The organism is Holophagales bacterium, from assembly GCA_016719485.1.
Lineage (GTDB): Bacteria > Acidobacteriota > Thermoanaerobaculia > UBA5066 > UBA5066 > UBA5066.
The window spans coordinates 1-24,866 of the sequence record JADJZB010000003.1 but is presented as its reverse complement, the minus strand read 5'-3'; the positions used below and the strand labels follow the sequence as shown (position 1 = coordinate 24,866).

The following is a 24,866-nucleotide window of genomic DNA, read 5'->3' as shown; positions in this document are numbered from 1 at the left end:
AGAAGCTCGTCGCGAACTTCGCCGCCGGCTTCGACGTGACGAGCGGCTTCGCCCTCGGCACAGGGGCGTTCTGATCTACAACGCCTTCAGCGTGGCCGTGAACCGTAATCGCGCCGCGACATCGGCACTCTCCGCGCGCTCGGTGCCACGCCCCGGCAGGTCGGGCGCTCTTCCTCCCTCGAGGCGCTCGCCCTCGGTCTCGTCGGTTCCGGTCCCTCGGCGCGCGTCCTCGCGAGGTCTGGCCTCACCGCGCCGCGCTCGACGTCATGCGGCGGGGGGCCGAGCAGGTTTACGGCGTTACCGCCTCTTCCCGAGGCGCGCCTCACCGCTGCGCTCGTCCTCCGGGGGCTCGCCCTCGGCCTTCTCCGCATCGCTCGTCGGTGCGTTTCGCACCGTCGCGTGCCGCCGCGGCCGTCTCGCCGACGGGAAGCCTTCGCAAAGGGTCCACCAGGCGGGAGGGGGCCTGGAGCGGCCGGCGCGTCGCCGCAGGACTCGCCCTCCTGGCGGCGACCGTCGCCTTCGGCGCGCGGCCCCCGGTCGCCGGGATGCCGATGATCTGGCGATCGTCGCGCTCGGGGCGTTCTCCGCGCTCTGCTCGTCGGCCGATCTCGCACCGCCTCCTCGCGCTCAGGGCGCCACTTTCGTCGCGCCTCTTTCCGGTGTCAGGGGCGCCTCGCGCCTCCGACGCCCTCCTCTCGTCCCCGCCGGGCGCAGGGACGGTGACGGCGACGAAACGCTCGCCCTGACGTTCGCCGTCGGGATCGGCGGCTACATCGGGCGACGACGGCCACGCTCGTTACGGTGGATGAGGACATCCTCACCTCCGACATCTACGTCCGCGCCTCGGCGGCCTTCCGCACGCCCCGGCTTACCGCTTCGCTCCCGAGGTGAAGGACGACCTCCTGGCGGTCCCGGGCGTCCGTTCCGTCGAGTCGTACCGGGCCCCGCGGCTCGACTACCGGGGGGAGACGATCGTCCTCGCCTCCATCGAGATGGAAGCGATGCTCGACCGCACCCGGCACGACTGGGTCGAGGGGAGCGAGGAGATTGCCCGTCGCGAGGTGGGGCGCGGCGCCTCCTGCACGGTCTCCGACAACTTCGCGCGAAAGTTCGACGGGCGGCGTACGACGTCGTCGAGCTGCCCGGGCGCGCGGGACCGTCCGCTTCCCGATCGCCGCCGTCGTGAAGGACTACACCTCGGATCGCGGCACGGTCTTCGTCGACCGCCGGACGTTTCTTGCCGCATTTGAAGACGACAGGGTCGACGTCTTCGACGTGAACCTCGCGCGCGGAGCAGACGCGGGCAGGGTCCGCGACGCCATCCGCACGAAGCTGGAGGGGCGGATGCCCGCGCTCGTCTCCACGAAGCGGGAGTTCGTGGCGGACGTCGAGAAGGCGATCGACGCCTTCTACGCCCCTCATGCAGGTGACGCTCGTCCTTGCCCTCGCCGTCGGCGTCCTCGGCATCGTCACTCCCTCCTGATCTCCGTCGTCGAACGGACACGCGAGATCGGCCTCCTGAAGGCGCTCGGCGCCGTGGCGGGCAGATCCGGAGAGAGCGTCGCCCTCGAGGCGCTCGCGATCTCCGCGGCGGCCCTCGTTCTCTCCCTGCCGCTCGGCACGCTCCTCGCCCTCTTCGTCGAGAAGACCGTCGCCGTCGCGTTTGCCGGGTGGAGCCTCCCGCACGAGACGCCGTGGCTCCTCCTGGGCCAGCTCCTCGTCGCCCTGCCGATCCTCTCGGCCATCTCCGCGTGGGTCCCTGCCCGGCAGGCGGCGCGCACGCCCGTCACGGAGGCCCTCGAGTATGAGTAGACGCCGCCTCAGGCTCGCCGCACTCCTCTCCGCCCCCTTCCTTCTCGCGGCCGTCGCCCGGCCCCGCCGTTGCCGACGAGGCGCGGTCGCTCCTCGTCCAGTCCGAGGCGCGTCACCGGACGAAGGCCAGGAATGCGAGGGAGACCTCGTCGTCACGTCGAAGGACGGCAAGGAACGCCGGAAGAGCTGGCGCAGCTATCGCCTCGGCTACGCGGGCGACTCTAAGATGCTGATTCGCTTTACGGCGCCGCCCGAGGTGAAGGGCGTCGGTTTCCTATCTCTCCCCCGTCCCGGCAAGAACCCCGACCAGTGGCTCTACCTCCCTTCGATGAAGCGCGAGCGCCGCATCGCCGCGCAGGACCGGAGCGCCTCGTTCGTCGGCACCGACTTCAACTACGAGGACCTGGAGGAGCTCGACCACGAGAAGTACGACGTGAAGCTCCTCGCCGAAGACGCCGTCGCGGGGCAGCCCTGCTTCGTCATCGAGGCCCGCCCCGCTCCGACGCGGGGAAGAGCCTCTACGAAAGGAAGCTCCTCTTCCTCCGCAAGGACATCCTCTACCTCGTGCGGATGGACCTCTTTCGCCCTGGCGAGAAGGAGCCGGGCAAGCGCCTCCTCCTCGAGGACGTCGCCCTCGTCGACGGCCGCCACGTGGCCCGCCGCATGACGATGCAGGACCTCGGAAAGGGTCGACGACCGTCATCCGCCTCGAGAAGCTCGCCTTCGACCGGCAGCAGCCCGATGGGCGCCACACGCTCCAGAACCTCGTGCGGGAGGGGGGCGACTGAAGAGGGCACGTCCTTGACGTATGACCGTGAATAGCGGTCAAATGACCTACGATGAAGGTCGCAATGTCCTCTCCGTTCGGCGGAGAGACCCGGACGCGGGTCCTCGTCGCGCTGAGGCTCCTCGACGAAAGCTACCCGCGCGAGCTCGCGCGGCTTCTCGGGGTCTCCCTTTCCTCCGTCCAGCAGGCGGTCCGAAGCCTCGAGCGTGACGGACTCGTGGCCGTGCGGACGATTGGCCGCACCCGCCTCACGCAGATCGATCCACGCTACTTCGCGCTGCGCGAGCTCGTCGCGTACCTCGGGCGGCTCGCGGAGGCGGAGCGGAAGCTAGCTGCAGCAGTAGCGGAATTGCGGCGAAGGCCGCGCCGAACGGGAAAGCCCCTGTGAGACTCTCGGCGGCCTCCAGCCTCGAGGAGACCGCGAGCAGCCCGAAGCGGGCTCGGGCCGAGCGCAAGCCCGTCGCGTCGAGATCAAGGGGTCGCCGGGCGAGACCAGGAGCGCTCGGCGCCCTCCTGGCCGTAGCCGTGATGGCTGGCTCCGGAACGGCCGCTTCCCAGACCTGGAGCGGCTTCGTCGAGACCCGGGGATTCGCCTACGCGGACCGCGCCTCGGAGCGCGACCCCTGGGTCGTCGGCTGGGCGACCGCGCAGGGGACCGTCGAGCAGAGGGTCGCTGCGTCGCTGCGACTCTCCGCCACGCTGCGCACCGAGGTGTTGTCGACCGGGGACCGGGACCTCTTCCTCGACCTCGCCGATCGCGACCTCCGCCGGACCGCCATCTCCCTCCGCGAAGCGTGGCTCTCGTGGAGCGTCGCGCCGACCGTCGACGTCGAGGCGGGGCGCTTCCTCCTTGGGTGGGGCAAGACCGACGGCTATTCGCCCGCCGACGCCTTCCTGCCGCGTGATCTGACCGACCCGTTCGCGGACGAGAAGCTCCCGCTCTGGGGCCTTCGCTCCCGCGGCCAGGCCGGCACGCTCCGCTTCGACGGCGTCTTCGTCCCGCTCGGAACGCCGTGGCGCGTTCCCGTCTCCTCGCCCCGCTTCGCGCCGGTCGATTCCACCGTCGCGGGCCTTCCCGTCGTCCTCGTCGACGGTGAGAACGACCTCCCGCGCACGGGATGGGGCGCCCTCCGCCTCCTCGCGACGTTCGGCGACTGGGACGTCGGCGCCTGGGGGCGCACCGGCATCCGCCCGGCACCGCTCCTGACGCCGCGACCCGACAGCGCCTTCCTCGACGGCGACGCGGTCGCCCTTCCGGCCGACCGCCGCTACGCCCGGGAAGACGCCGGCGTCAGAGCTCTCGCGCGTCCCGGCGCGTGGGTCCTCCGCGCCGAGGGGCGGCCCTCTTCTCGGACGATCCCGGCTCGGCGACGCGCTCGTCTGGACCGTGGGCGCCGGAGCGGGCCTTCGGCGACGGAACTCTCCTCCTCACGCTCGCCGCGAATGCGCGCGGCACGCCCGTCGACCCGCTCCTCCTCTTCGACAGGGCCATCCTCCCGGCCTTCCTCGCGATCTGGCAGCGGACGGAGAGGTGGGGAAGCTGGCGCGCCGTCTGGACGCAGGGCCTTCGCCACGGCGACGGCCTCGTGAAAGGCGAGGTCTCGTGGGCGCGACGGACGCGCTCGCCCTCACCCTCGGCGCCGACCTCCCCCTACGGCTCGAGGTACGGACCGTTCGGGTCGCGACCGGAGCTGCGTCGGGTGAGGACGGCGATTCGCTGGCCTGGTGATCGGGGCCGCGCATCCGGCTGCCGCCGGGGCTCGCAATACCGTCGGCCTCTCCCGTACCCTGTGCGCCATGGCGAAAACGGATCGAGCCCTGCCGCAAGAGCCCCGAGGAGCGCCTCGACGACCTCCTCCCGGGGCACCGGGAAGCCCTCGCTGAAGAACGAGGGGGGCAAGTACGTGGCCCGCGCGATCGCGTCGTCGGACTCGCTCCCGAACGGCGTGAAGTTCTTCGCGTACGCCCTGCTGGCGGCCGACGCCGAGGACGAAGACGCCGCGCTCGAGGCCCTGGAGATGGCGGAGAGCTACCTCGAGATCGCGAGAAGGGACCTGGGCCGCCGCTTCACGAAGGAACTCGGCGAGCTGCGATTCCTCGAGCGCGGCATCGCCCTGAGGAGCGACCGCGGGGAGTTCGAGGAGGCGCTCCCGCCTGTGCGACGTGGCGCTGGGCCTCGGGCTGGGCGAAGAGTACGAGAGGAAGAGGGCGTCACTCCTCAGGATGACGTAGGGGGCCGGCCTCGCGCAGCCGTGCCCGCGAGAGGGAGACCGCTCAGCGCCTTCCGTCGAGCGTGCGCTGGATGGCCTGGGCGTCGTTCCGGGCGGTCGTCGCCTTCTTCTCGGCGTGCGCCTTCCTGTCGGATTCGCGCTTCGTCCGGTGCTTGAGGACGTACGGAGGCCACCCCCGCGACGGCGAGGGCGAGAAGGACCCAGATGGTGGTGGTCATGCTCCGCTTCTTCCTGGGCGACCTACGAAAACGGGGGGTCCAGGCCGAGCCCGGAACCCCCGCTGACGTTAGGTCAGTGGTTTGTGGAACTGTCGGGCTAGTAGCGGCCGCGTCCGCCGCCGCCGCCGGTCCGGCTCTCCTGCGGCTTGGCCTCGTTCACGCGGATGGCGCGGCCGTCGATCTCGCGGCCGTTGAGGCGCCCATCGCCTTCTGCGCGTCGGAGTTCGACATCTCGACGAAGCCGAAGCCCTTCGAGGAGCCGGTGTCGCGGTCCGTGATGACGCGGGCCGACTCGACCTGGCCGTAGGGCGAGAAGAGTTCGTTGAGGTGGAGTCCGTGGTGTTGTAGGAGAGGTTTCCAACGTAAAGCTTCATCTGGAGTCCTTGCAGTGAGCGGCCGTCCTGGGACGGCCGGGTTCGAGGGGGTGGAGACTAAGAGCGTGACCGACGGGGCTTGCTTGGTACGCTGTGCCGCGCCATCGATCTCGTAAGCGGGAACGAGCGAGGAGACGGAGAGAGACCTTGCGACGAGAAGAGTACCACGCTTCCCGCGCCGGCCTGGTCTGGGGTCGAACTTACGGCTCAGGTGCGCCTTTCTCGGAGATGTCCTTCGCTCTGGCGACGGCCTTCCCGAAACGCGGGTCCCGGCGGAGGTTGAAGAGGTCGTCGTCGTCCTCGATCCGGCGATACGAGCTGAACCCTGCCTCGATGGCCTTGTCGAGCCACGCGAACGCCGCGTCCTTTTCCTTCAGGCGCGCGTGGGCGCAGGCGAGGTTGTACATCGTGGCTTCCGGTAGCCGAGGTCGAGAGCCTTTCGGTAGGCCCGGGCGGCCTGCCGGTCGTTTTCCGCGGCGAGGCTCGCGTACCCGAGGTTGGACCAGCCGCGGCCGCTGCCGGGGTGGCGCTTCAGGTAGCTCTCGAAGCGGGTCGTCGCCTCCTCCCCTTCCGCGACCATCTGCGACCGGAGCAGCCGGGCCCCGAGGCTCGGGAAGCCGTCGAGGGTGAGCTCCTCGGCGTCCCTCAAGAGCTGCTGGAAGCGCGGTTCGGCGCGGAGGCCGTCGAGGTCGTCGTCCTCGCGGAGGTGGTCGGGGTCGTCGAAGCCGGCGTCGAGGGCGCGCTGGAGAAGGTCCATCGCCTCCGCCTTCTGGCTCGCGAGCGCCCGGGCGCAGGCCGCGTTGTAGAGGGACGTTCCCTCCCGGACTCCCGCCTGGGCGGCGGCGACGAACGCACGGGCCGCGCGGTCGTAGTCGGCGTACCGGAGAGGTCCCGGCCACGTCGTAGAGGGCGCGACCATCCGGCGGGGTGCGGGTGACGAGGAGGTCGAAGCGTTCGGCCGTCCGGCGGACCTTCGCCAGGTCGCGGCCGGCCCGTGCCTCTCGCGCCTTCCTCTTGAGCTCCGTCCAGCGGGGATCGGAATGGAGCCCGTCGAGGTCGGAGTCGTCGAGGTGTCCGTGAACGTCGAAGCCCCCCTGCATCGCCTTGTCGAGCCACTCGAAGGCGAGGTCCTTCTCTCCCTTTCGGGCCCTGGCGCAGGCGATGTTGAAGGTGGCGACCTCTTCGCGGTAGCCGGCCTCGATCGCCTTGCGGAACGCATCGATGGCCGCGTCCCACCGCTCGTCCTCGTGGAGCTCCATCCCGCGATCGAACCACTCCGACCCGCTCCGCCTGTCGCCGCCCTGCTCGCGGGCGGGGGTTCCCGTGTTCGGCGGTACGGTCTTCTGCCCTGCGGGGCCGGTCGCGAGGGCCGTCGATCCGAGGAGGGCGGCGAGGGCGAAAGCGCCGGGCACGAAGGCGCGGCGCATCGTCCCGGCGAAGGTCGTCCGGTTACGGCTCGACGGCCCCCCGGGGGGGAGATCGTGTGTCATGGCAAGGGATACGAGAAGACCGAGCCTCGTGTTTCCGGCGACGGAAAGGGCCGGACGGCGCGTGCCGACCGGCCCTCGGGGATTCCGCCTGGAGCGATGCCGCGGCTACTTCACCTTCTCGACGATCGGAAGCTTCGGGTAGAGGGCCTTCACGGCGTTCAGCAGCGCCTTGATCGACTCGTTCCCGCCGACCTCCGACTTCGCGTCGGTGAAAGCGAAGTCCGAACCTTTCGCCATCTGGAGCTCGACCTCGTGGCAGAACTTTCCCTCCGGCTTGGCGAGGCACTCCGTGCGCACGGCCTTGAGGCCGGCCGGGAACATCTCGAAGCTGTCCGCCTGGTTCGTCCCGTCCAGCCACTCGATCTTGTCGGCCTTCAGGACGAGCTTCCCGCCGCGGTTCTTCGACCAGAGGCTGGTCTTGCGGACGAGACCGTCGACCTCGATCGACGACGGCACGGGTGCCGGACCGCTCGACCGGCCGGTGCCCGTCCCGGCGGCGACGAGGGGAGCATCCATGAGCGCGCGGATGACGCCCTCGGGGACCTTGTTCTCCTTCAGGTAGATCAGGTCGTTCAGCGAGGGGCGCTGCTCCACGCCCTTCTGCATGAGCTGGTCGACGATGAGCTTCTCGGAGGTCCCGGCCTGGACGGCCTTGACGACGTCCACGGCTCTCGGGTTGTCGGGCTGGGTGCCGGAGGAGAGCGTGGCCGGCGAGGCCACGGCCGGCGCGGGCGCGGCCGGCGGAATTCGCGAGGAGCGCCGAGACGACGCTCTCGGGAACACCGGCGTTGCGGAGCTTGTCGGCGTCCGAAGGCGTCACGGCGGAGACCGTGTTCCCCGGGTCGTTGACCTTCGCGAGGATGTTCTCTGCCGACGCCAAAGCTGTGCGCGGCGAGGATCTTGTCGACGGTGATCTCTTCCGCCGTGACCGGGGGCGCGAGCAGGAGCGCCAGGAGTGTGATGGTCGTTCTCATGTCTTCCCCCTTGTTGGGGTCGATTCTAGCCACAATCCAGCGAGCGGCCAGCTCGGCGTTCGCGCCGGGGAGGTCGCAACTGCCTCTGCATCACGAGGTTCGGCGTCCAGTTGTCGCGGAGGAGGTTTCCAATATCATTCCCCCATGATCGGGACGGAAAAGGTCCTCGTTGGTGGACAGACCGCTTCGGGCGAGACCGAAAACTACGATGTCGTCGTCATCGGCGGTGCCCTCGCCGGCGCGGCCACGGCCATCCTCCTTCGGCGACGCAGCCCGGGCCTGCGCGTCCTCGTGGTGGAGAAGTCCGAGGCCTTCGACTGGAAGGTGGGGGAGTCGACGGTCGAGATCTCGGCCTACTTCCTCACGCGGGTCCTCAAGCTCTACGACCACCTGAGCCGCGAGCACCTCGGCAAGCAGGCGTTTCGCTACTGGTTCCACAACGAGAAGGTCACGCGCCTGCGCGAGGCCTCGGAGGTGGGGTCGACGCAGCTCGCGCGGACGCCCGGCTTCCAGCTCGATCGCGCCGTCCTCGACGAGCACGTCCTGAAAGTGGCGGCCTCGGAAGGGAGCGAGGTCTGGAGGCCCGCGAAAGTCGTCGACTTCACTCTCGAAGGGGAGGCGGGTAACGCAGTCACGGTCGAGAAAGCGGACGGGACGAAGGTGACCGTCCGCGCGAAGTGGGTCGTCGATGCCACCGGGCGGCAGGCTCTCCTCGCGAGGAAGCGCGGCGGGATCAGGCCGGTCGAGGGGCACCCGACGTCGTCGATCTGGGTCCGGTACCGGAACGTGAAGGACCTCGACGGCACCGAGGTCGTGGGCACCGACCCGGCCGACCCGTTCGTCCGCGGAGTCATCGCCTCGAGGCGACTCGCCACGAACCACTTCACGGGCTGGGGCTACTGGATCTGGTTCATCCCGCTGCGCGGCGGGGAGACGAGCGTCGGCCTCGTCTGGGACACGCGCCTCGTCCAGCCCGAGGGGGCGACGCCGCTCGAGAAGCTGACGCACTTCCTGAACGCGAACCCGCTCACGCGGGAGATGCTCGAGCACGCCGAGCCGGTCGAGGGGGACTGCCGGTACCTCGGAACGTTGCCGTATTTCCTCGACACGTTCATCGCGCCGGGCTGGACCTGTGTCGGCGACGCGGGCGGGTTCCTCGACCCGTTCTACTCGCCCGGCCTCGACCAGATGAGCTTCTCCGTCCACATGCGCGTGGACCTGATCCTGAAGGCGCTCGCCGGGACCCCGCGGCGGAGATGGAGAAGGAGTACGCGGTCCACAACAAGGGGTACGGCCGCTTCTTCCGCTATTTCTACGAGGCGATCTACCGCGACAAGTACCACCTGATGGGCGACTACGACACCATGACGACGGCGTTCCTGATGGACACCGCACTCTATTACCTCGTCGCCGTGAAGCCCGTCTACCGCTGGTCGGCCGAGAGAATCGGCATACCCCCTTACTACGGCGAGGGCGCCGAGATCGGCCTCTACCCGATGCGCTTCTACCAGGGAAGGCTGATTTCGATCGCGAAGCGGAAGAAGGCTCTCGGCATATACGGAAACCACAACGCGGGACGGCGGCCCGGCTTCGTCGGCTTCTCGGTGAGGAGCTCGATCCTCGTCATGCTCGCGCACGGCCTCGCGCGCTGGGCGAAGGCGGAAGCCGCGAATGCGCTGACGTACCTCTGGAAGCCGAAGCCGCTCGAAGGTCCGCAGCCGATCCTGCCCCCGCGCCGCGCCGAGGCCGCTGGCCCCGGCCTCGAGGCAGCGGCGCGCGGATGACGCGAGAAGGCCTTTGAAGCGGGTTCGGCAGGGGTGGGTGCCCGCTGCTCTGGGCGCCGCGTGCGCGCTTCTGCTGAGCGCGGCCCCCGCCCGAGCCTGGGACGTCGACGCCCTCGTCCTCGAAGCCGCCGCGAGGCAGCGCGAGGGAGAGCTGGCCGCGGGACGCATCACCCTGGAGCGGGTCGAGGTGGAGACCGAGCTCGACGGGGAAGGTCGACGGAAGACGCCCGAGCGAAGGCGCTACACCGTCGTGATGGACAGGCGCGGGGTCGTCTCGCGCGAGCTCCTCGAGGTGGACGGCCGCGAAGCGACCGCAGAAGAGAGAGCGAAGTCGCGCAAGGAGGACGAGAAGCGACGGCTCGCGTCGCTCGAGGCGAACGGCGCCCGGTCCGACGAGGAGGAGCTGATGTCGGGGCGCGTTCCGCTCCTCGACCTCCTGCACCGGCTCCAGTTCCGGTACGTCGGCGAGGAGCTGCTCGACGGGCGCGCCACGCACGTCATCGCCTTCGGACCGAAGCCGGGCCTCGTGTCGAAGACGATCCGCGACCGCGTCCTGAACGCCTTCGCCGGCACGACGTGGATCGACGTCGCGGAGCACCAGTTGAGGAAGATCGACGGGCACCTGACGACCCCGGTGAAGGTCCTCGGGGGCGCTTTGCTCGACCTGAAGGGCGTGCGGCTCGTCTACGAGAGCCGCGAGGTGCTTCCCGGCACCTGGGCCCCGTGCCGCGAGGAGATCGGGATCACGGCGACGGCGGGGATGTTCCTCGGCGTCCGTCGCGAGATCCGCTTCGAGTTCTCGAACTACCGCAGCGCCCGGCCCGACGTCCCGCTGCGCGCCGCGCGCTGAGCCGCACCTGGACCGGGCGGCCGCGGCTCCCTGATCGAACGCGCTTCCCCTCCCCGTCCCGACGCATAATTCCCGTTGGCCCGGCGGGCGACGAGCGCGCCGGCGCGAGGGGAGTCGCCTCATGGCCATCGTCCTGAACGGCACGTCGCTGACGGTCCCGGACCTCGTTCGCATCGCGCGCCACGGAGAGAAGGTCGAGCTCGCCCCCGAGGCCCTCGCGAGGATCCGCGCCTGCCGTGCCGTCCTCGAGGAGAAGATCGACGCCCACGAGATCATGTACGGCGTCAACACGGGGATCGGCGAGTTCTCCGAGGTCGTCCTGACCGACGATCAGGTCAAGGACTTCCAGCGGTATCTCATCTACAACCACGCGGCCGGCATCGGCGATCCGGCGCCCGAGGAGTACGTGAGGGGCGCGATGGCGGGGCGCATCAACGTCCACGCGCACGGCAACTCGGGCTGCCGCCCCGTCATCACCCAGACGCTCGTGGAGATGCTGAACAGGGGCGTCACGCCCGTCGTCTGCCAGAAGGGCTCCGTCGGCGCCTGCGGCGACCTTGCGCCGATGTCGCAGGTCGCGCTCCTGCTGCTGGGCGAGGGGGAAGCGACGTACCGGGGCGAGCGCCTTCCCGGGAAGGTCGCGATGGAGAAGGCGGGAATCCCGGTCCCCGGCCTCATGGCCCGCGACGGTCTCGCCACGATCAACGGATCGAACCTCCTCACCGCGATGAGCGCGATCCATCTCTACGACATCGACCGATGGCTGAAGCAGGCCGAGATCGCCTGCGCCATGTCGCTCGAGGCTCTCTTCGCGAACTTCAAGCCCTACGACGTGCGCCTCCACCAGCTGCGCGGGTTCGCCGGGGCGATCCGCTCCGCGAAGGCGATCATGAGATGCGCCGGGGGGAGCGACCTGCTCACCGGCAAGCTGAAGACGAAGGTCCAGGACGCCTACTCGATGCGCTCGACGCCGCAGGTGATCGGCGCTGCGCACGACGCGGTGGCTTACGCGCGCGTCCAGGTCGAGACGGAGCTGAACGGCGTCGGCGACAACCCGATCTTCCTCCCCGAGGAACGCCTCACGCTCACGGGGGCGAACTTCCAGGGGACGCCCGTATCCCTCCCGATGGACATGATCGGCGCCGCGGTGACGATGGTCTCGGTCCTCTCCGAGAGGCGCCTGAACCGGCTCAACCACCCGGCCCTCTCCGTCGGCCTCCCCGCGTTCCTCACGAAGGGGGCCGGGATGTACTCCGGCCTGATGCTCAGCCAGTACACCGCCGACACGCTCATCGTCGAGCAGAGGATCCTGTCGATGCCGGCGTCGATTCAGTCGATCCCCGCGGCGGCCGACCAGGAGGACTTCGTCTCGATGGGGATGAACACCGCCATCAAGAACGGGCAGATCCTCGACAACGCGTACGGAATCCTCGGGATCGAGATGATGGCCGCGGCGCAGGCGCTCGACTTCCGCGAGTTCACGCCGGGACGGGGCGTTTCGGCCGCACGGCGGGTCGTGAGGTCCGTCGTCGACCACCTCGACGTCGACCGTCCCCTTTACCCGGACCACACCCGGATGAAGGAGCTCGTTCGGTCCTGCCGCGTCCTCGAGGAGGTCGAGAAGGAGGTCGGGCTCCTCGGCTGACCGGGGCGCGGGGTCAGGTCTACAATCTACACTCTGCGCGTCGCCGGCCGCTACCTTGCGGCAGGAGGGAAGAGGCGCGGGTCCGCGTCGAGAGGCGTCCCGAGCCTCACGAGGACCATCTCGGTGTCGTCCGCGGCGAGCGGACCACGACGGTCCTGGCTCCGGCTGCGCGCGCGTCCGTTCGAGAAGGGAAAGTTGTTGTCGGAGGCGACGAGGAGCGTCTGCCGGTCGACGACGTGAACCGACTCGATCGTGTAGAACGGGAGGCGGAAGAAGTCACCGTCGCTCCCGGCGCCCGACGGATCCGGAATCGCGAGAAGGTCTGCGAGGAGGGCTTTCCCGACGGTGCCGTCGTTGGAAGACGCCTGCGTCAGGTCCAGGAGGAAGATCTTCTTGAACCGCGGAGCCGCGAGGTCGTCACCGTGGTTGTCGCGCTCGATCATGAGGAGCTGGCGTCCGTTCACCGCCTTCAGCTCGCCGATCGAGACCGGCCCGGCGGCCGGGGCGGCGGCGTCCGGGTAGACGCGGGAGCCCGAGGCGTCGACGAGGGCCGCCAGGTTCACGGCCTGGCTCGGCATCTCGAGGCGCACGCGAAGGAAGCCGGGCGCGAAGGCGCGCTTCGCGACGTCGTAGACGTAGATCCTGAGGTCGCGGGGATCGTCCCCGATCACGGCGCCCTCGAGGAGCGCGTAGAGCGTGCCGCCGTCGGGGCTGATGGCGAGGCCCTCGGGGCCTCGGCTCGCGGCGAGGTTCGGGCGCTCGGCGTGCTCGCGGTCTGCGATCTTCAGGAACGGGTTCTGCGGCGACCTCACCCCTGGAAGCTCGATCGGGGCCTCGAGGATGCGTCCGTTCGCCGCGACGTGGAGGAGGAACGGGCCGAACTCTTCGCTCACCCAGAAGGTCCCGTCGGGCGCGCGGACGAACGACTCCGGGTCGAGATCGAAACCGGTCAGGATCCTCGCCGAAGGGTCGGCGCCGCACGCCGCCGGGGGCGGCGGGAGCGCGTTGTAGGAGAAGGGCGGAAGCGGCGTTCCCCTCTTCGGGTCGCACGCGATCGTCCAGGAGAGGCGGCGGTCAGGGTCGCTGAGGACGACGGTACCGTCGATCCTCGGGCCGGCGGGGTCGTTCCAGCGGGGATCGACCCTGTAGAAGACCAGCTGGAAGTCGGCCGAGTTCGGCCGCCAGGCGTAGCCGTTGTCCGCGAGCGCCCACCACGTTCCGAGCTCGGCCGGCACCATGCTCGAGAAGCCCTGGACCGGTTGGGCGGCGAGGTGGGGTCCCGCGGCCGGGCCGCGCACCCCGTTGGAGGCCGCGGTCGCGCGCTCGGTCTCCGAGAAGAAGGCCCCGGACGCCGGCGAGCCGTCCCGGAACGTGCCGGAAGGGAGGACGCTCCGGGCGACGAGCCGGGCCTGCGGCTCGGCGGCGCGCGCGCCGGGCGCCGCCGAAACGGCGAGGACGAGGACGACGACGAGGTGAGAGCGACGCTTCATCCGCAGCCTCCCGGCCGTGTCGAGGTCACGGCCTCAAGTCCTCTCCGGAAAGCAGGTTCTCCGGGGGCGCGCCGAGCCGGATGAGGAGCGCGACGAGGATCCGCTGCGCCTCGCTCATCTCGGCGCGGCGCGCGATGGCGAGGCGGGCGAGCGCGGGCTTGTTCGTGATGAGCCCGTCGACGCCACGGCTCATCATCGTGAGCATCCAGGCCGGGTCGTCCACGGTCCAGACGTAGACCTCCTGCCCGGCCCGGTGGGCGTGACGCACGAAGCGGCTCGTCGCCATCTTCTTCTCGACGGCGACGAAATCGGCACCGAGCCGGGTCAGGTCGCCGATCGCCTTCGCGGCGAGGACGCCGGTCCGCCACGCGGGCCGCAGCGCCTTCATCGTCTTCACCATCACGTGGTCGAGCGACATGAAGACGCAGTCGTCCGCCATCCCGGCCGCCTCGACGATCCCGACGACCTTCTCCTCGAGGCGCACGCCGTGGCCGTACTGCTTCAGCTCGACGATGACCTTCGAGCGCCCCTTGCAGACGGCGAGCGCCTCGGCGAGCGTCGGCACGCGCTCGGCGGCAAACTGCGGCCCGACGCGGCTGCCGATGTCGACCGAGCGGAGATACGCCGCGTCGGCCTCCCAGACCTTCGCCGCGTCGCCGCCGAGCTTCATGAGGTCGCTGTCGTGGACGACGAGGACCTCGCCGTCCTTCGACTCCTGGACGTCCAGCTCGACGTAGTCGGTCTCCTGGTCGACGGCGAGCCGGAACGCGGCGAGCGTGTTCTCCGGCGCCTCGACCGAGGCGCCGCGATGCGCGATGACCGCGACCGGCTGACTCTTCCGGGCCGGTGCCGCCACGAAGAGAACGACACCGATCACCGCGAGGACGGCGACCGCGGCCGTCGCGCCGAGGACGCGGCGCCGGGCCTGTCGGGAGACGGCGGGCGCCTCCTCGGCCGTGACGCCCGGTGCGCGCGGGGTCCGCGGCTCGCCGACGCGCAGATAGAGACGGAGCAGGAGGAGAGAGAAGACGGACGCGTTGAAGATCCCGGCCGCGAGAGCGAGGAGGACCCAGAAGGCCGCGAGTCCCGCGACGAACGAGACGATGCCGGCGAGCGAGTCTGCGACGTGAGGCGCCAAGCCCCGGCCGACCGCGGTCGGAAGTCGGGTCGCGACGGTGAGAACGACTGCGGCGATCGCGAGCCACGCCGCGAACGTCGCGAGGATGACGGGCCGGTCCCCGGTCGACCGGCGGCGGCTCTCTGCGAGGGCGCTCCGGGAGGTTCCGTCCTCGAAGAGGACGATCGGCAGGGCGAACGCCCAGCGGGCCACTGTGCGGACGAGGACGAAGACGAACGCGGCCGCGAGGAGCCCGACGAGGACGGCGGCCGCCCAGAAGGCGGGGGGCTTTCGCGAGAGGTAGAAATTGATGTCGTGACTCCGGAGGAGTACGAAGTAGACGAGCCCTCCCCCCGCTGCGAAGGGGAGGACGCCGAGGAGCACGCGCAAGAGCATGTGCGCCGTCAGGAGGAGCACACGCGGGGCGCGCGACACGGCGAAGAAGACGGCGCGACGGGCGTCGAGCCTCTTCCCCTCGGCGGCGGCGAAGCCGATCGCCATGAGGCCGCTCACCTCGAGCGCCGTGATCCCGGCGAGGACGGCACCTCCGAGGACGATCGCGAGGATGCCCTGGGGCGTCGTGAGGAGGACGGTCGCGATCTCGGTGTCCGCGACGACGCCTCCGCCCTGCCGCGAGACGACCCAGCGGAAGAGCAGCAGCGTTCCCGGCGTCAACGCCGAGAACGCGGCCGCCCTCCATGCGAGGTCGGCGACCGCCAGCTCTCTCCAGGAGAGGGCGAGGTCCCGAAAGGCCGCGGCCAGGACCGCGCGGGTCGTCTTCAGCATGTCTGCATCCTTCGAGAGTCCGGCTGGACGTGGGGGTCCCGGACGATTATCGGGGCGCAGGCGGGGAGGGGTCGGAAACGTCGGGAATCGGCAATCCGGCGGCCCGGCCCTCAGCTCCTCACGAAGTGGGGAATCTCGAACGGGACCGGCAGAGAGAGCTCGACGATCCCCCTGTACTCGCCGCCCTCGTACCACGGCGCCTGGTAGATGAGCTTCTTCACGCCGGCCTTCTCGATCGTGTAGACGTTCGTCCCGCCGGTCTTCAGCAGCTCCTCGAAGATCTCCCTCGCGCGCTCGGGGTGGCAGTCGAGGAGGCTCTTCCCGAGCAGCTCGCGCCCCCCGTCCTTCTCGTGGGTTTCGGCGGCCCGGTCGTTCATCTCGAGGGCCACGCCGCTGCGGTCGCACACCGTGATCGCAGCCTTCAGTTCCTTCACCCAGGCGCCTTCTTCCATCACGTTCCTCTCTCGGCCCGTCGACCGGGCCGGACGCGGAGCGTCGATCATGCCTGACGCCTGCCCGTACATAATAGAAAATCAAGACCTGACCCCAGGCGGAGGGGTATCGTCGCGGCGCATGAAGAAGGCCGTCGACTCCTCCCTCGAGCTCTCGGTCCCCGAGATGAGGGCGCTCCTCGAAGCGGCGGGCGAGAGGTTGATCGCGCACGTGGCTTCGCTGCCGTCGCAGCCGGCGGCCGACGTGGAGGGGGCCGAGGAGCTGGCCCGGGAGCTCAGCGAGCCGGAGGCTCCGGAGAGGGGGGCGCCGGCAGGGGAGATCCTCGATCTTCTTTTCGACCGCGCGATCCCGAAGAGCTTCAACACGGCGGGGCCCGGGTATCTCGCCTACATCCCGGGCGGCGGCGTCTTCGCGGCTGCCGTCGCGGACCTGATCTCCGATGCCACGAATCGTTACGTCGGCGTCTGGCAGGCGGCGCCGGCGCTCGTCCAGCTCGAGACGAACGTCGTGCGCTGGCTCTGCGGCCTCGCGGGGCTCCCCGCGGGGAGCGGCGGGTACCTGGCAACGGGGGGCTCGCTCGCCACCTTCACGGCCGTCGTCGCCGCCCGGCGGGAGAAGCTCCCGGCCGACTTCCTGAAGGGGACGCTCTACGTATCCGGCCAGACGCACCACGCCGTGACGAAGGCCGCTTCTCTGGCGGGATTCCCGGCGGACAACGTCCGTGCGATTCCGTGGGACGAGCGGTTCCGGGTCCGCGTCGAACTCCTCGCCGAGCGGATCGCCGCGGACAGGGCAGCCGGCCTGACGCCGTTCTTCGTCTGCGGGAACGCGGGCACGACGAACACGGGGGCCGTCGACGACCTCCGCGCTCTCGCCGACCTCTGCTCGCGGGAGCGACTCTGGTTCCACGTCGACGGGGCCTACGGGGGCTTCTTCCTGCTGACGGAACGGGGCCGGAAGGCGATGGCAGGGATCGAGCGGGCCGACTCCGTCGTCCTCGATCCTCACAAGGGCCTCTTTCTCCCGTACGGCACCGGGGCGCTCCTCGTGCGCGACGCCGCGGCCCTGCGACGTGCCCACGCCGCCGGCGCCGACTACCTGCCGCACATGCAGGAGGACCCGGGCTTCGTCGACATCTGCGAGATCTCGCCGGAGCTCTCGCGGGCCTTCCGGGGCCTGCGCGTCTGGCTGCCGATCAAGCTGCACGGTCTCGGCGCGTTTCGCGCGAGCCTCGACGAGAAGCTCGACCTCGCGCTCCACGCTGCGCGGGAGCTCGCGGCGATGCCGGGGATCGAGATCGTCGCCGGGCCGCAGCTGTCGATCGTGGCGTTCCGGCTCGTGCAGCCGGGCCTCGACGCGGAGGCGCTGGACCGCCTGAACCGGGACCTGATCGCGAGGGTGAACGCGCGGCAGCGCATCCACATTTCGGGGACGGTCCTCGGCGGCTCCTTCGTCCTGAGGATCTGCGTCCTCTCGTTCCGGACGCATCTCGAGCGGCTCGACGAAGGTCTCGAGGACATCCGCGCGGCGATCGCCGAGACGTGACGGCGGCGACGCCTCACCCAGAATAGAAAATCAAGACCTGACCCCAAGCTCGGCCCTTCCGATGAGCTGCCCGTGCGCGGTCTCCACGTCGAGACGGACGCGCTGACCAGGGCGGAGGGCGGGGAAGGACGCACCGGACCGCGAGCGGAAGCCCAGGCCCCGGCCACCGGTGATCTCGATCAGGCGGCCTTCCCGGACGACGGTCCCGTCGACGGACCAGACGTGCCGCACTCCCTCCCGGAGGCCGGCAGGGGCACGGATCGCGGCGACGGCCATCAGGCGCACGGGAACGCCGGCCGGGAGGAAGGCGAGCGGCGTGGCGACGTCGCGACCGTTCTCCGCGAGCCGGGTGCCGAAGTGGACCGTGGCGAGCTTCAGCGGGGCGGGCGGTACGGCCGGGCGACCCAGCGTGACGAGGGCGAGGAAGAGGAGGCCCACGCCCGCGGTGCGGACGGCCGTGCGGAAAGGGTGCCCCTCTTCGTGCCGCGCGACGAAGGAGACGAACACCGCCGTCGCGAGAGCACCGCTTGCCGCGAGGTTCCAGACGCCGCCGACCTGCCAGGCCATCGGGAGCGTGATGTTCACGCAGGCGAAGGCGATGAACGCGAGGAACACCCCGAAGAGGGGCCGGTGCCGCGCGACGAACTCGTCGTAGACGACGTCGATCGTCGCCGCCAGGGCGGCGAGGACGAGGCACACCATGAAGAGGATCTGCCGGGAGGGGTACGTCGCGCTGCCGTGGTAGAGCGGAAGAAGGAAGAAGGCGAGCGCCTGCAGCAGGTACTTCTGCCCCCAGAGGACGAGCTTGCGGGCCGCTCCTTCCCGCTCTTCGGGAATCCACGAGCTGGCCAGGACCGCGGGCAGGACGAGGCTCGTCAGCCAGACGACGCCCACCGAGACGAGGCCGAACCGGAGGAGCTGCGGTCGCGTGGCCCCGACGGCGAGGAACGCGATGCCCCAGCCGAGCGCCCAGAGGCTGTGGAGAGTCCAGAAGACGCCCTGGTGGCGCGCGGCGAACCGCACCAGCCCTCGGAGGCGGTCCAGGAACGTCATCTTCACGTCGTCTGCCTCTCCCCCGCGATCTCTCGCGGCCGGACAGGATACCTACGCCCCGCGGCTCCCGCGCAGCTTCTCGAGCGCGACGAGCCGCTCGATGGTGTCGAGCTCGAGGTCGTCCTTGCCGAGCTCGCGCAGGCGCGTCCACTCCCGCCGCAGCGCGCGCGAGAGAGCCTCGGGGAGCGACCGGAGCCAGCCCTCGATCCGCAGGTCGACGAACTCCCTCTTCTCTTCGATCGTCAGCTCGCGGGCGAGGAGGAGGCGGGTCGCATCCTCGGCGTCGACGAGCCCTTGCAGCACCGTCCAGCGATCGCCGGGGGGCTCGGCGCAGAGCGCCGCGAACGACCCGCTCGACGTCTCGCGGATCAGCTCCTCCTCCCGCGTCGTCCGGCTCTCGTGCTCCTTCGTCTCGTCCCAGCTCTCCGCGTCCTCGGCGAGCCAGCGGAGGTACTCCATGGCGAAGAGGCAGGTCGGCAGGACGAGGTCCTCGCGCGTCCGCGCGTCCACCCAGAGCGCCGCCGAGGCCCGCAGGCAGCGGCGGGCCGTGGTCTCGGCCAGCTTCTTCCCGAAGACGAGCGCCGCCGACTCCCTGACGAAGCAGGGGAGCTCGGTGGCGATGATCTCGCGGTAGCCAGGGACGTGCCTCTCGAGGAGGACCGCCGCACGCCGGTCGAGAGCGACGAGGTCGCTCGTCACCGCAGGAAGGCCGAGCGTCGTGCACCCGAGGTTGTAGACGATGGCGCGCGGGAGGGTGACCCCCTCTGGCCACGCGTCGCGCAGGTCACGGTTATCGGGCAGGGTCGCGCCGCCGCCCCACTCCTCGGGATAGGTCGGAATCGACCGGCCGTAGTTCACCGAGCCGGTCGCGCGGATGCGCACGCGCGTCTGCGGCACGAGCCCGCCGAAGGGGGCGAGGAGCGGGGCGATGCGCAGGAGAGTCTCGGTGTGCGCCTTCACCCCCGCTTCCAGGAGCCGCATGAGCGCGTCGTGGTCGGCGGACGACACGACGGGTGCGAAGCCCCCGGAGGCGACGGCAGCCCGAAACGCCGCGGCGAGGCGCGCGGCCTCGGCAGGGGCGTCGGCACGGATTCCCTGCATCGTGACGCCGTCGGCGCGCGAGAACTGGCGGACGACGCCGGGGTGATTCGGGTCGAACCCGCCCCGGAACCCCGCGCGTCCGGCGCCGATCAGGAAGGTGACGCGCGGCGCCGGCTCCCCGGCCTTCTTCGCGAGGGCGGCGAGGCGGCGTTCGGCCTCCTCCCGCCCGGCGAGGGCGAGCGTGCAGGCCGCGTCCGTCGCGATCTTGCCGCTCTGCTCGGCCGTGTCCGACATCGCCACGAAGACGCGGACGACGGCCTCCTCGCGGTCGAAGCGGGTCCCGAAGACGCTGGCCGTCGGGAGGCCGGGGAGGCCGTGTCCGCGCTCGAGCGCGAGATAGAACGCCTCGAGAAACTCGGGGAGGTGCGCGAGGGCGCCGACGTTCTCGCAGAGCGGAACGAGCCGGACCCGGGAGATCTTCTCGACGAGCGCGGCCCGGAGCGTCTCGGGAACCTTCTTCCCGAGAAAGACGTCGGCGTGCCCGTCCGCCGCTTCGAAGAGCCCGGCGATCGCCGCCCGGTAGAGCGTCCCGATCTTGATGACGGCCCCGATCTCGGCGATCGAGTTCACCTGGGGGACGGTGATCTCGGGAAGCGCGTTCTGGACGGGGGTGATTCCCACCTTCTCGCAGGCGAGGTGGAAGAGGACGTTCGCGCGGGCGACCGAGCCGAGAATCCGGACGATCTTCTCCTCGTCCTGCTCGATGAAGGGGTTCGGAACGCGGAAGAGGAGGTGGCGGTCCTCGCCCGGGACGATTCCCTCGCGCAGGAGCGCGAGGACGACCCTCTCGGGCAGGTCGAGCCATTCGGGGCTGATCTGACGCCCTTCGAAATCGAGGAGGACCTCGCTGCAGGGCCCGAGGAGGTCGGTGATCGTCTCCTCGTATTCCGGCTTCGCCTCCACGAGGGGGTTCCACTCGAGGTGCTTCAGCGCGAGCTTCGCCCGGCCGGGCGTTCCGGCCGGGGCCGCGTGGAGCGCTCTCTCGAGCTGCTCGGCGCGATGGGTCGTCGCGTCGGGGTGCTTCGTTCCCGTCAGGCGGAGCGTCTCGCGCCGCGGGTTCGCGAGGAACGTCTTCCGTGCCTCGGCGAACGCCTTCGGGTCGAGACCGTCGAGGGCGTCGTAGCCGTCGGCGGTACAGACGCTCTCCCAGATCGCGTCGAGGGACGTACGGGCGGCCGCGCCGGACGGCGCGGGAGCGCTCGATCCGAGGCGTCCCTGCTTCGTGATCCGCGCGCGGACGCGGTCGATGAAGACCGAGAGCTCCTTCACGTCCTTCGAGCCGTACGAGAGCCGCTGCCACGTCCCGTAGCGGGACGCGTCGGAGCCGGCGAAAGCAATGAACGGTATTCCACCGACGCCGCCGGAGAGGAGGAGCTCGAAGGCGTCCACCGAGTCCTTCACGACGGCCCTCTCGTGGATGCCGCCGCGGAGCCGGTCGAACGGCTCGCCGACGAGGCCCGGGAAGGCGAGGGGGGCGTAGAACGTGCCTCCGAAATCGGTCCGCTCGACGCCGAGCGGGGCCAGCTCGTCGGCGGCCTTCGCCATGAAGTCGCGTCGCTCGCGCATGTAGGGAGACGGTCGCCGGAGAACCGCCAGAGGGCTCTGCAGGGCGGCGAGAGCCCAGTCCTGGGCGAGCGTCGAGGGCGTGGCGACGAGCCAGGCCGAGAGGTTCGCGAGGATCTCGCGGGCCCGCACGCCGCCCGCGCGGATCTGGTCGGAGATCACCATCCAGCAGGCGCGGGCACCGGTGGAGGCGCCGAACATGTCCATTTTGGACAGGCCCGACAGCGAGACGACCCAGTCGCGCCACTCGGGCTCGGCGAAGGCGGGGTTCACGAACCAGCCGACGTAGTCGAGCCGCTGGTAGACGGAGTCGTAGAGGACGTAGCAACGATGCTTCACCGCGACCCGGACGAGCTCTTCCACGAGGGCGCGCGGGTAGACGCGACCGGTCGGGTTGTGCGGGTTGTTCAGGATGACGGAGGAGATGCCCCCCTTCGAGAGGAGGCGGTCGAGGTCCTTCGGGTCGGGGAGGAACCCGGGCGCGGAGGTCGGGAGCTCCACCAGCTTCTTGCCGGCGCGTTCGACGTACCAGTCGTACTCCCAGCTCGGCCGCGGAACGACGACGCCCGAGCCGTCGGCCCCGAGGACCTCGAGGACCATCGCGAGGCCGGAGCGCGTGCCGGGCGTGAAGAGGACCTCGTCCGGGAGGGAAGCGCACCTGCGATGCGGGGGTAGTCCAGGAGGCCGTCGCGATTGAAGAAGTCGGCGACCTCGCTCCGCACGTCCATCCGGCCGACCGCGGGGCCGTAACTGTGGACCGTGTTCCGCGTGATCCGCTGGGCGGCCCTCACGACCTCCGGGTGCGGCGCGAAGTCGGCGTTCTTGTAGTCGCCCTGCGTCAGGTCGAGGGCGCCCTCCTGCTGGACGCGCCGCGCGAAGAGGCGGACGAACGGCTCGGGGGTGGAGAGGGCGCGCAGGGAGAGGCCGCCTGCGGACGGACTGGGAGAAGCGGGCTTCGTCGTCGGCTCGTTCTTCTTCACGGCACGGTCCTCCCTGAATGCTCCACGGATGGGGGATCCCCATTCGATCATCCGGCACGCTGCGGTGCGGCGGGAGTCTGCACGAAACCAGGCCGGGAATGCACCCCTGGCCACGGCCGTGCCGCCGGCAGGGCAGAAGTGAAGACCCGACCCCACCCCCCCGGCGGGCCAGGCCCCCGAGCGGGGGCCTGGCCGACGGATCAGAAGTGCGGGGCGGCGGCCGCGACCGCGGCGCCCGGGGTGATGGAAACACCGAGGGCGGCGAGGCTTCCCTCGATCGCCCCGAGGACCGCGACCACTTCGGCGGCGCTGATGTTTCCCATGTGACCGAGGCGGAAGGCCTTGCCGGCGATCGGGCCGAGACCGCCGGCGAGGACGGCGCCCCTGCCGGCAACCTCCTTGCGGAACGCGGCGTCGGCGACCCCCTCGGGGAGCAGGACCACCGAGAGCGTGTCGGCACGGCAGCCGGCGTCGGTGAAGAGCTTCAGGCCGAGCGCCTCGAGTCCGGCCCGGAAGCCGGGCGTTCCCCGCGTGACGCGCGCAGCGGGTGGAAACACCCTCCGCGTGGACCATTCAGCGCCTCGGCGAGCGCGACGGATCTCGTTCACGCACGGCGTCGAGTAGTGCTTCCGGGGTCCAGCATGACGGGGCAGCCAGCGCATCACGTCGGCGTAGTAGGCGGGGCGGAGGTGCGCGCCTTCCGGTGCGCCATGGCCTTCTCGGAGAAGAGGCAAGAGGGCGACACCCGGGAGGGGCGCGATCGCCTTCTGAGGTCCGGTGAGAGGGACGTCCAGCTTCCAGGCGTCGAACTTCTCCTCGACCCCGCCCGTCGCGGACGCCGTCGAGGATGACGAGCTCCGGCCGTCCTTCAGGGCCTCGAGGTAGGCCTCGAGCGGGGGACGGTCCCGGGGAACTCCTCGACGAAGGAGGGTGCCACGTGGGAGGTGGTCGGCTGGGCCAGCGCATGGAGGATGCGGGTGTGGACCGGTGACGGTCCCGGGATCATCGTGAGCGTTTCGTTGATCAAGGCGGCTCCCTTCTCGCTCCGCCCGGCGCTGCGGAGGACGTTTGCACGCGGCGCGAGGGCTCGTCAGATCCAGTTGATGTCGGTCCCCGGGGGAGGTGGGGTAAGATGGAAAGGTACTTCGAGGGTTCTCCCTTCGAGAGCCCCTCGTGTCGTGGATGATCCTGCGCGGCAGACGTGGGGCGAGCGCCTCGTCACCACGGGATCCAGGATGCCGGATGCGGTGTGATCCCGCCGCGCCTCCCGTGACGATGATGATCCTGCCGGTCACTGGAGTGGGAAGTGGCACCGATCGTCATCCCTTTCACCGCGGTCCTCGACTTACTGGGGCGGTGCGCGCGGCAGTCGTGGTAAGGCGACGGTGTCGCTGTCGATGCCGCTTCGCTCGCAGGCGCGGTGGGCGTGGTAGTGGCTTGGCGGCAACAGAGAAGGACCCAGGCGACGCTGGCCCCGAGTCGACCAGGCCCCTTGGAATCGCCGCCCTGTGGTTGGGCTCCGGTTTCCTCCCATTGCTCGGGTGTTATAAGCTCAATGGTGGTGATGCTGTCATCCTGCTGGGATGATGGGCTTAAGGATGCCGGACAGGATGTATGGCCGGCAGGCAGCATTGACGAGGATGTGGATGGATCCTGAGAAGGACCATAGGAGCAGCGGAATTGTCCCCATGAAGATGTCCTGTCCTGCTTCCCAACAGACCCGTGGTGGCAGCACTTCGTGCTACTAAGGAAGTGGACTGGGGCGAGATCAGCTGCCCATGACCCCGCTGGGAAGAGAATGGTTGGGGAAGTCGTCAGGATGGAAGGCCCGGTGCTGGAGGTAATTCCAACCGTCACCCGCCGCAGCTTCTCGTAAGAGGGTCGGCTGAGGACGGAATTGACCCGGTCGGTGGAAGACGCGAAGCCAGCCGATGACCGGGGAGAAGATCGCAAAACGCCTGCTCATAGGGTGAAGCGGAAGGAACAGACTGAGTGGAATGACATCCCCAGAGAGTAGTTCGGTGAGGAACCTGGGAGACTGATGACTGAGGCGAGGGTGACGAGCGAGAAAAGGAGCCGTTTCAAAGGTCAGCTGGAAACACCCGGAGGCTCGTGACGGAGCTGACCTGGAGGATCGCCATCGCGATGGAGGGCGGAGAGAGCATCGCCGCCGGAGCGTGAAGAACTCCCACTTAGTCGCTGCGGCCGTAAAGGCTCTATCGCCCTGATCGGGGCGGCTCTTCCGTGACGACACCGTCCAGGCCGGGCCAGTGCGGGCATGTAAGGCGACGAGCCACCTAAGTCCCGAGGATCAGGTTCTAAGGCGGCGTTCCCGATCTTCGCGACGCCACTTCAGGATCGAATTCCGCGACTTTGCTTTCGCTTCTGAAGATCTCGCTGAAGGAGTACCGCTTTCTCTGCTGGCTGGTCGCCGTGATGTCGTGGTCGGTCGAAGTGCCAGATGGTCTTCGGCTTCCAGAACGACAGGAAGATGACGAGCGTCACGAGGGAGATGGGGCGAGGCCGCGATGGCGGGGACCCGCGGGTCCGGGCGACGTGGAAAAGAAGTACGACGTCGCCGCGTAGTTGATCCTGGCGATGAGGCAGGGCGGG

General features: G+C 70.0%; 19 protein-coding genes and 2 pseudogenes. 10 read left to right on the top strand and 11 right to left on the bottom strand.

Going from position 1 to position 24,866, the window contains the following annotated elements:
* Positions 1-887: 887 nt before the first annotated feature.
* The 5 genes and pseudogenes from IPN03_02975 to IPN03_02955 all read left to right on the top strand — a co-directional run bounded on the left by IPN03_02975 (position 888) and on the right by IPN03_02955 (position 4,189).
* Positions 888-1,250, top strand: a complete 363-nt coding sequence (locus IPN03_02975) for a hypothetical protein (protein MBK9372710.1) — start codon at positions 888-890, stop codon at positions 1,248-1,250.
* A complete protein-coding gene (locus IPN03_02970) occupies positions 1,183-1,812 on the top strand; it encodes an FtsX-like permease family protein (GenBank protein ID MBK9372709.1) in 630 nt (209 codons plus the stop codon). Before IPN03_02975 ends, IPN03_02970 begins: the two co-directional genes overlap by 68 nt.
* A pseudogene (locus tag IPN03_02965) lies at positions 1,805-2,600 on the top strand (outer membrane lipoprotein-sorting protein). The gene IPN03_02970 and the pseudogene IPN03_02965 overlap by 8 nt, the downstream one beginning before the upstream one ends.
* Before the next feature lie 63 nt (positions 2,601-2,663).
* Complete coding sequence (locus IPN03_02960) at positions 2,664-2,987, top strand: winged helix-turn-helix transcriptional regulator (GenBank protein MBK9372708.1); 324 nt, start codon at positions 2,664-2,666, stop codon at positions 2,985-2,987.
* 140 nt (positions 2,988-3,127) lie between these two features.
* On the top strand, positions 3,128-4,189 hold the full coding sequence (locus IPN03_02955) for a hypothetical protein (protein ID MBK9372707.1): 1,062 nt from the start codon (positions 3,128-3,130) through the stop codon (positions 4,187-4,189).
* A gap of 956 nt (positions 4,190-5,145) precedes the next feature.
* On the opposite strand, the pseudogene IPN03_02950 reads toward IPN03_02955, so the two are convergent.
* The 4 genes and pseudogenes from IPN03_02950 to IPN03_02935 all read right to left on the bottom strand — a co-directional run bounded on the left by IPN03_02950 (position 5,146) and on the right by IPN03_02935 (position 7,632).
* Positions 5,146-5,422 (bottom strand): annotated as a pseudogene (locus IPN03_02950) (RNA-binding protein).
* Between the two features lie 200 nt (positions 5,423-5,622).
* On the bottom strand, positions 5,623-5,829 hold the full coding sequence (locus tag IPN03_02945; protein ID MBK9372706.1) for a hypothetical protein: 207 nt from the start codon (positions 5,827-5,829) through the stop codon (positions 5,623-5,625).
* Positions 5,796-6,341, bottom strand: a complete 546-nt coding sequence (locus tag IPN03_02940; protein MBK9372705.1) for a hypothetical protein — start codon at positions 6,339-6,341, stop codon at positions 5,796-5,798. Before IPN03_02940 ends, IPN03_02945 begins: the two co-directional genes overlap by 34 nt.
* A 676-nt stretch (positions 6,342-7,017) precedes the next feature.
* Positions 7,018-7,632 (bottom strand): hypothetical protein, encoded by a 615-nt coding sequence (locus IPN03_02935; protein MBK9372704.1) that lies wholly within the window; start codon positions 7,630-7,632, stop codon positions 7,018-7,020.
* Between the two features lie 398 nt (positions 7,633-8,030).
* Here IPN03_02935 and IPN03_02930 point away from each other — a divergent pair, with 398 nt between their 5' ends.
* From IPN03_02930 to IPN03_02915, 4 genes are all read left to right on the top strand, one after another.
* A complete protein-coding gene (locus IPN03_02930) occupies positions 8,031-9,233 on the top strand; it encodes a tryptophan 7-halogenase (protein ID MBK9372703.1) in 1,203 nt (400 codons plus the stop codon).
* Positions 9,143-9,670 (top strand): hypothetical protein, encoded by a 528-nt coding sequence (locus IPN03_02925; protein MBK9372702.1) that lies wholly within the window; start codon positions 9,143-9,145, stop codon positions 9,668-9,670. The genes IPN03_02930 and IPN03_02925 overlap by 91 nt, the downstream gene beginning before the upstream one ends.
* A gap of 37 nt (positions 9,671-9,707) precedes the next feature.
* On the top strand, positions 9,708-10,520 hold the full coding sequence (locus IPN03_02920) for a hypothetical protein (GenBank protein ID MBK9372701.1): 813 nt from the start codon (positions 9,708-9,710) through the stop codon (positions 10,518-10,520).
* Between the two features lie 121 nt (positions 10,521-10,641).
* Complete coding sequence (locus IPN03_02915; GenBank protein ID MBK9372700.1) at positions 10,642-12,165, top strand: aromatic amino acid lyase; 1,524 nt, start codon at positions 10,642-10,644, stop codon at positions 12,163-12,165.
* A 50-nt stretch (positions 12,166-12,215) separates the two neighbouring features.
* On the opposite strand, the gene IPN03_02910 is transcribed toward IPN03_02915, so the two are convergent.
* The 3 genes from IPN03_02910 to IPN03_02900 all read right to left on the bottom strand — a co-directional run bounded on the left by IPN03_02910 (position 12,216) and on the right by IPN03_02900 (position 16,010).
* Entirely contained in the window at positions 12,216-13,655 is a 1,440-nt protein-coding gene (locus tag IPN03_02910) for an esterase-like activity of phytase family protein (protein MBK9372699.1), read from the bottom strand.
* 25 nt (positions 13,656-13,680) lie between these two features.
* Positions 13,681-15,558, bottom strand: a complete 1,878-nt coding sequence (locus tag IPN03_02905; GenBank protein ID MBK9372698.1) for a glycerophosphoryl diester phosphodiesterase membrane domain-containing protein — start codon at positions 15,556-15,558, stop codon at positions 13,681-13,683.
* 110 nt (positions 15,559-15,668) lie between these two features.
* The gene (locus IPN03_02900; GenBank protein ID MBK9372697.1) at positions 15,669-16,010 is read right to left on the bottom strand and encodes a PAS domain-containing protein; all 342 of its coding nucleotides are present in this window, start codon (positions 16,008-16,010) and stop codon (positions 15,669-15,671) included.
* Positions 16,011-16,176: 166 nt separating this feature from the next.
* On the opposite strand from IPN03_02900, the gene IPN03_02895 reads away from it, so the two are divergent.
* On the top strand, positions 16,177-17,556 hold the full coding sequence (locus IPN03_02895; GenBank protein MBK9372696.1) for a decarboxylase: 1,380 nt from the start codon (positions 16,177-16,179) through the stop codon (positions 17,554-17,556).
* A gap of 30 nt (positions 17,557-17,586) precedes the next feature.
* Here IPN03_02895 and IPN03_02890 read toward each other — a convergent pair whose 3' ends face one another.
* From IPN03_02890 to IPN03_02875, 4 genes are all read right to left on the bottom strand, one after another.
* On the bottom strand, positions 17,587-18,615 hold the full coding sequence (locus tag IPN03_02890; protein ID MBK9372695.1) for a hypothetical protein: 1,029 nt from the start codon (positions 18,613-18,615) through the stop codon (positions 17,587-17,589).
* A 45-nt stretch (positions 18,616-18,660) separates the two neighbouring features.
* Complete coding sequence (locus tag IPN03_02885; GenBank protein ID MBK9372694.1) at positions 18,661-22,296, bottom strand: phosphoenolpyruvate carboxylase; 3,636 nt, start codon at positions 22,294-22,296, stop codon at positions 18,661-18,663.
* Between the two features lie 157 nt (positions 22,297-22,453).
* Positions 22,454-22,810, bottom strand: a complete 357-nt coding sequence (locus IPN03_02880) for a hypothetical protein (GenBank protein MBK9372693.1) — start codon at positions 22,808-22,810, stop codon at positions 22,454-22,456.
* Between the two features lie 311 nt (positions 22,811-23,121).
* Positions 23,122-23,280 carry a hypothetical protein gene (locus tag IPN03_02875; GenBank protein MBK9372692.1) on the bottom strand — a complete coding sequence of 53 codons (159 nt, stop codon included), beginning with the start codon at positions 23,278-23,280 and terminating at the stop codon, positions 23,122-23,124.
* Positions 23,281-24,866: the final 1,586 nt, after the last annotated feature.

Excerpts from the sequence above, each read along its gene's own strand:
- IPN03_02960 (MBK9372708.1), top strand. The coding sequence starts at position 2,664 with ATGTCCTCTCCGTTCGGCGGAGAGACCCGGACGCGGGTCCTCGTCGCG.
- IPN03_02955 (MBK9372707.1), top strand. The coding sequence starts at position 3,128 with ATGGCTGGCTCCGGAACGGCCGCTTCCCAGACCTGGAGCGGCTTCGTC.
- IPN03_02945 (MBK9372706.1), bottom strand. The coding sequence starts at position 5,829 with ATGTACAACCTCGCCTGCGCCCACGCGCGCCTGAAGGAAAAGGACGCG.
- IPN03_02940 (MBK9372705.1), bottom strand. The coding sequence starts at position 6,341 with ATGGTCGCGCCCTCTACGACGTGGCCGGGACCTCTCCGGTACGCCGAC.
- IPN03_02930 (MBK9372703.1), top strand. The coding sequence starts at position 8,031 with ATGATCGGGACGGAAAAGGTCCTCGTTGGTGGACAGACCGCTTCGGGC.
- IPN03_02925 (MBK9372702.1), top strand. The coding sequence starts at position 9,143 with ATGGAGAAGGAGTACGCGGTCCACAACAAGGGGTACGGCCGCTTCTTC.
- IPN03_02915 (MBK9372700.1), top strand. The coding sequence starts at position 10,642 with ATGGCCATCGTCCTGAACGGCACGTCGCTGACGGTCCCGGACCTCGTT.
- IPN03_02910 (MBK9372699.1), bottom strand. The coding sequence starts at position 13,655 with ATGAAGCGTCGCTCTCACCTCGTCGTCGTCCTCGTCCTCGCCGTTTCG.
- IPN03_02905 (MBK9372698.1), bottom strand. The coding sequence starts at position 15,558 with ATGCTGAAGACGACCCGCGCGGTCCTGGCCGCGGCCTTTCGGGACCTC.
- IPN03_02900 (MBK9372697.1), bottom strand. The coding sequence starts at position 16,010 with ATGGAAGAAGGCGCCTGGGTGAAGGAACTGAAGGCTGCGATCACGGTG.
- IPN03_02895 (MBK9372696.1), top strand. The coding sequence starts at position 16,177 with ATGAGGGCGCTCCTCGAAGCGGCGGGCGAGAGGTTGATCGCGCACGTG.
- IPN03_02885 (MBK9372694.1), bottom strand. The coding sequence starts at position 22,296 with ATGGGGATCCCCCATCCGTGGAGCATTCAGGGAGGACCGTGCCGTGAA.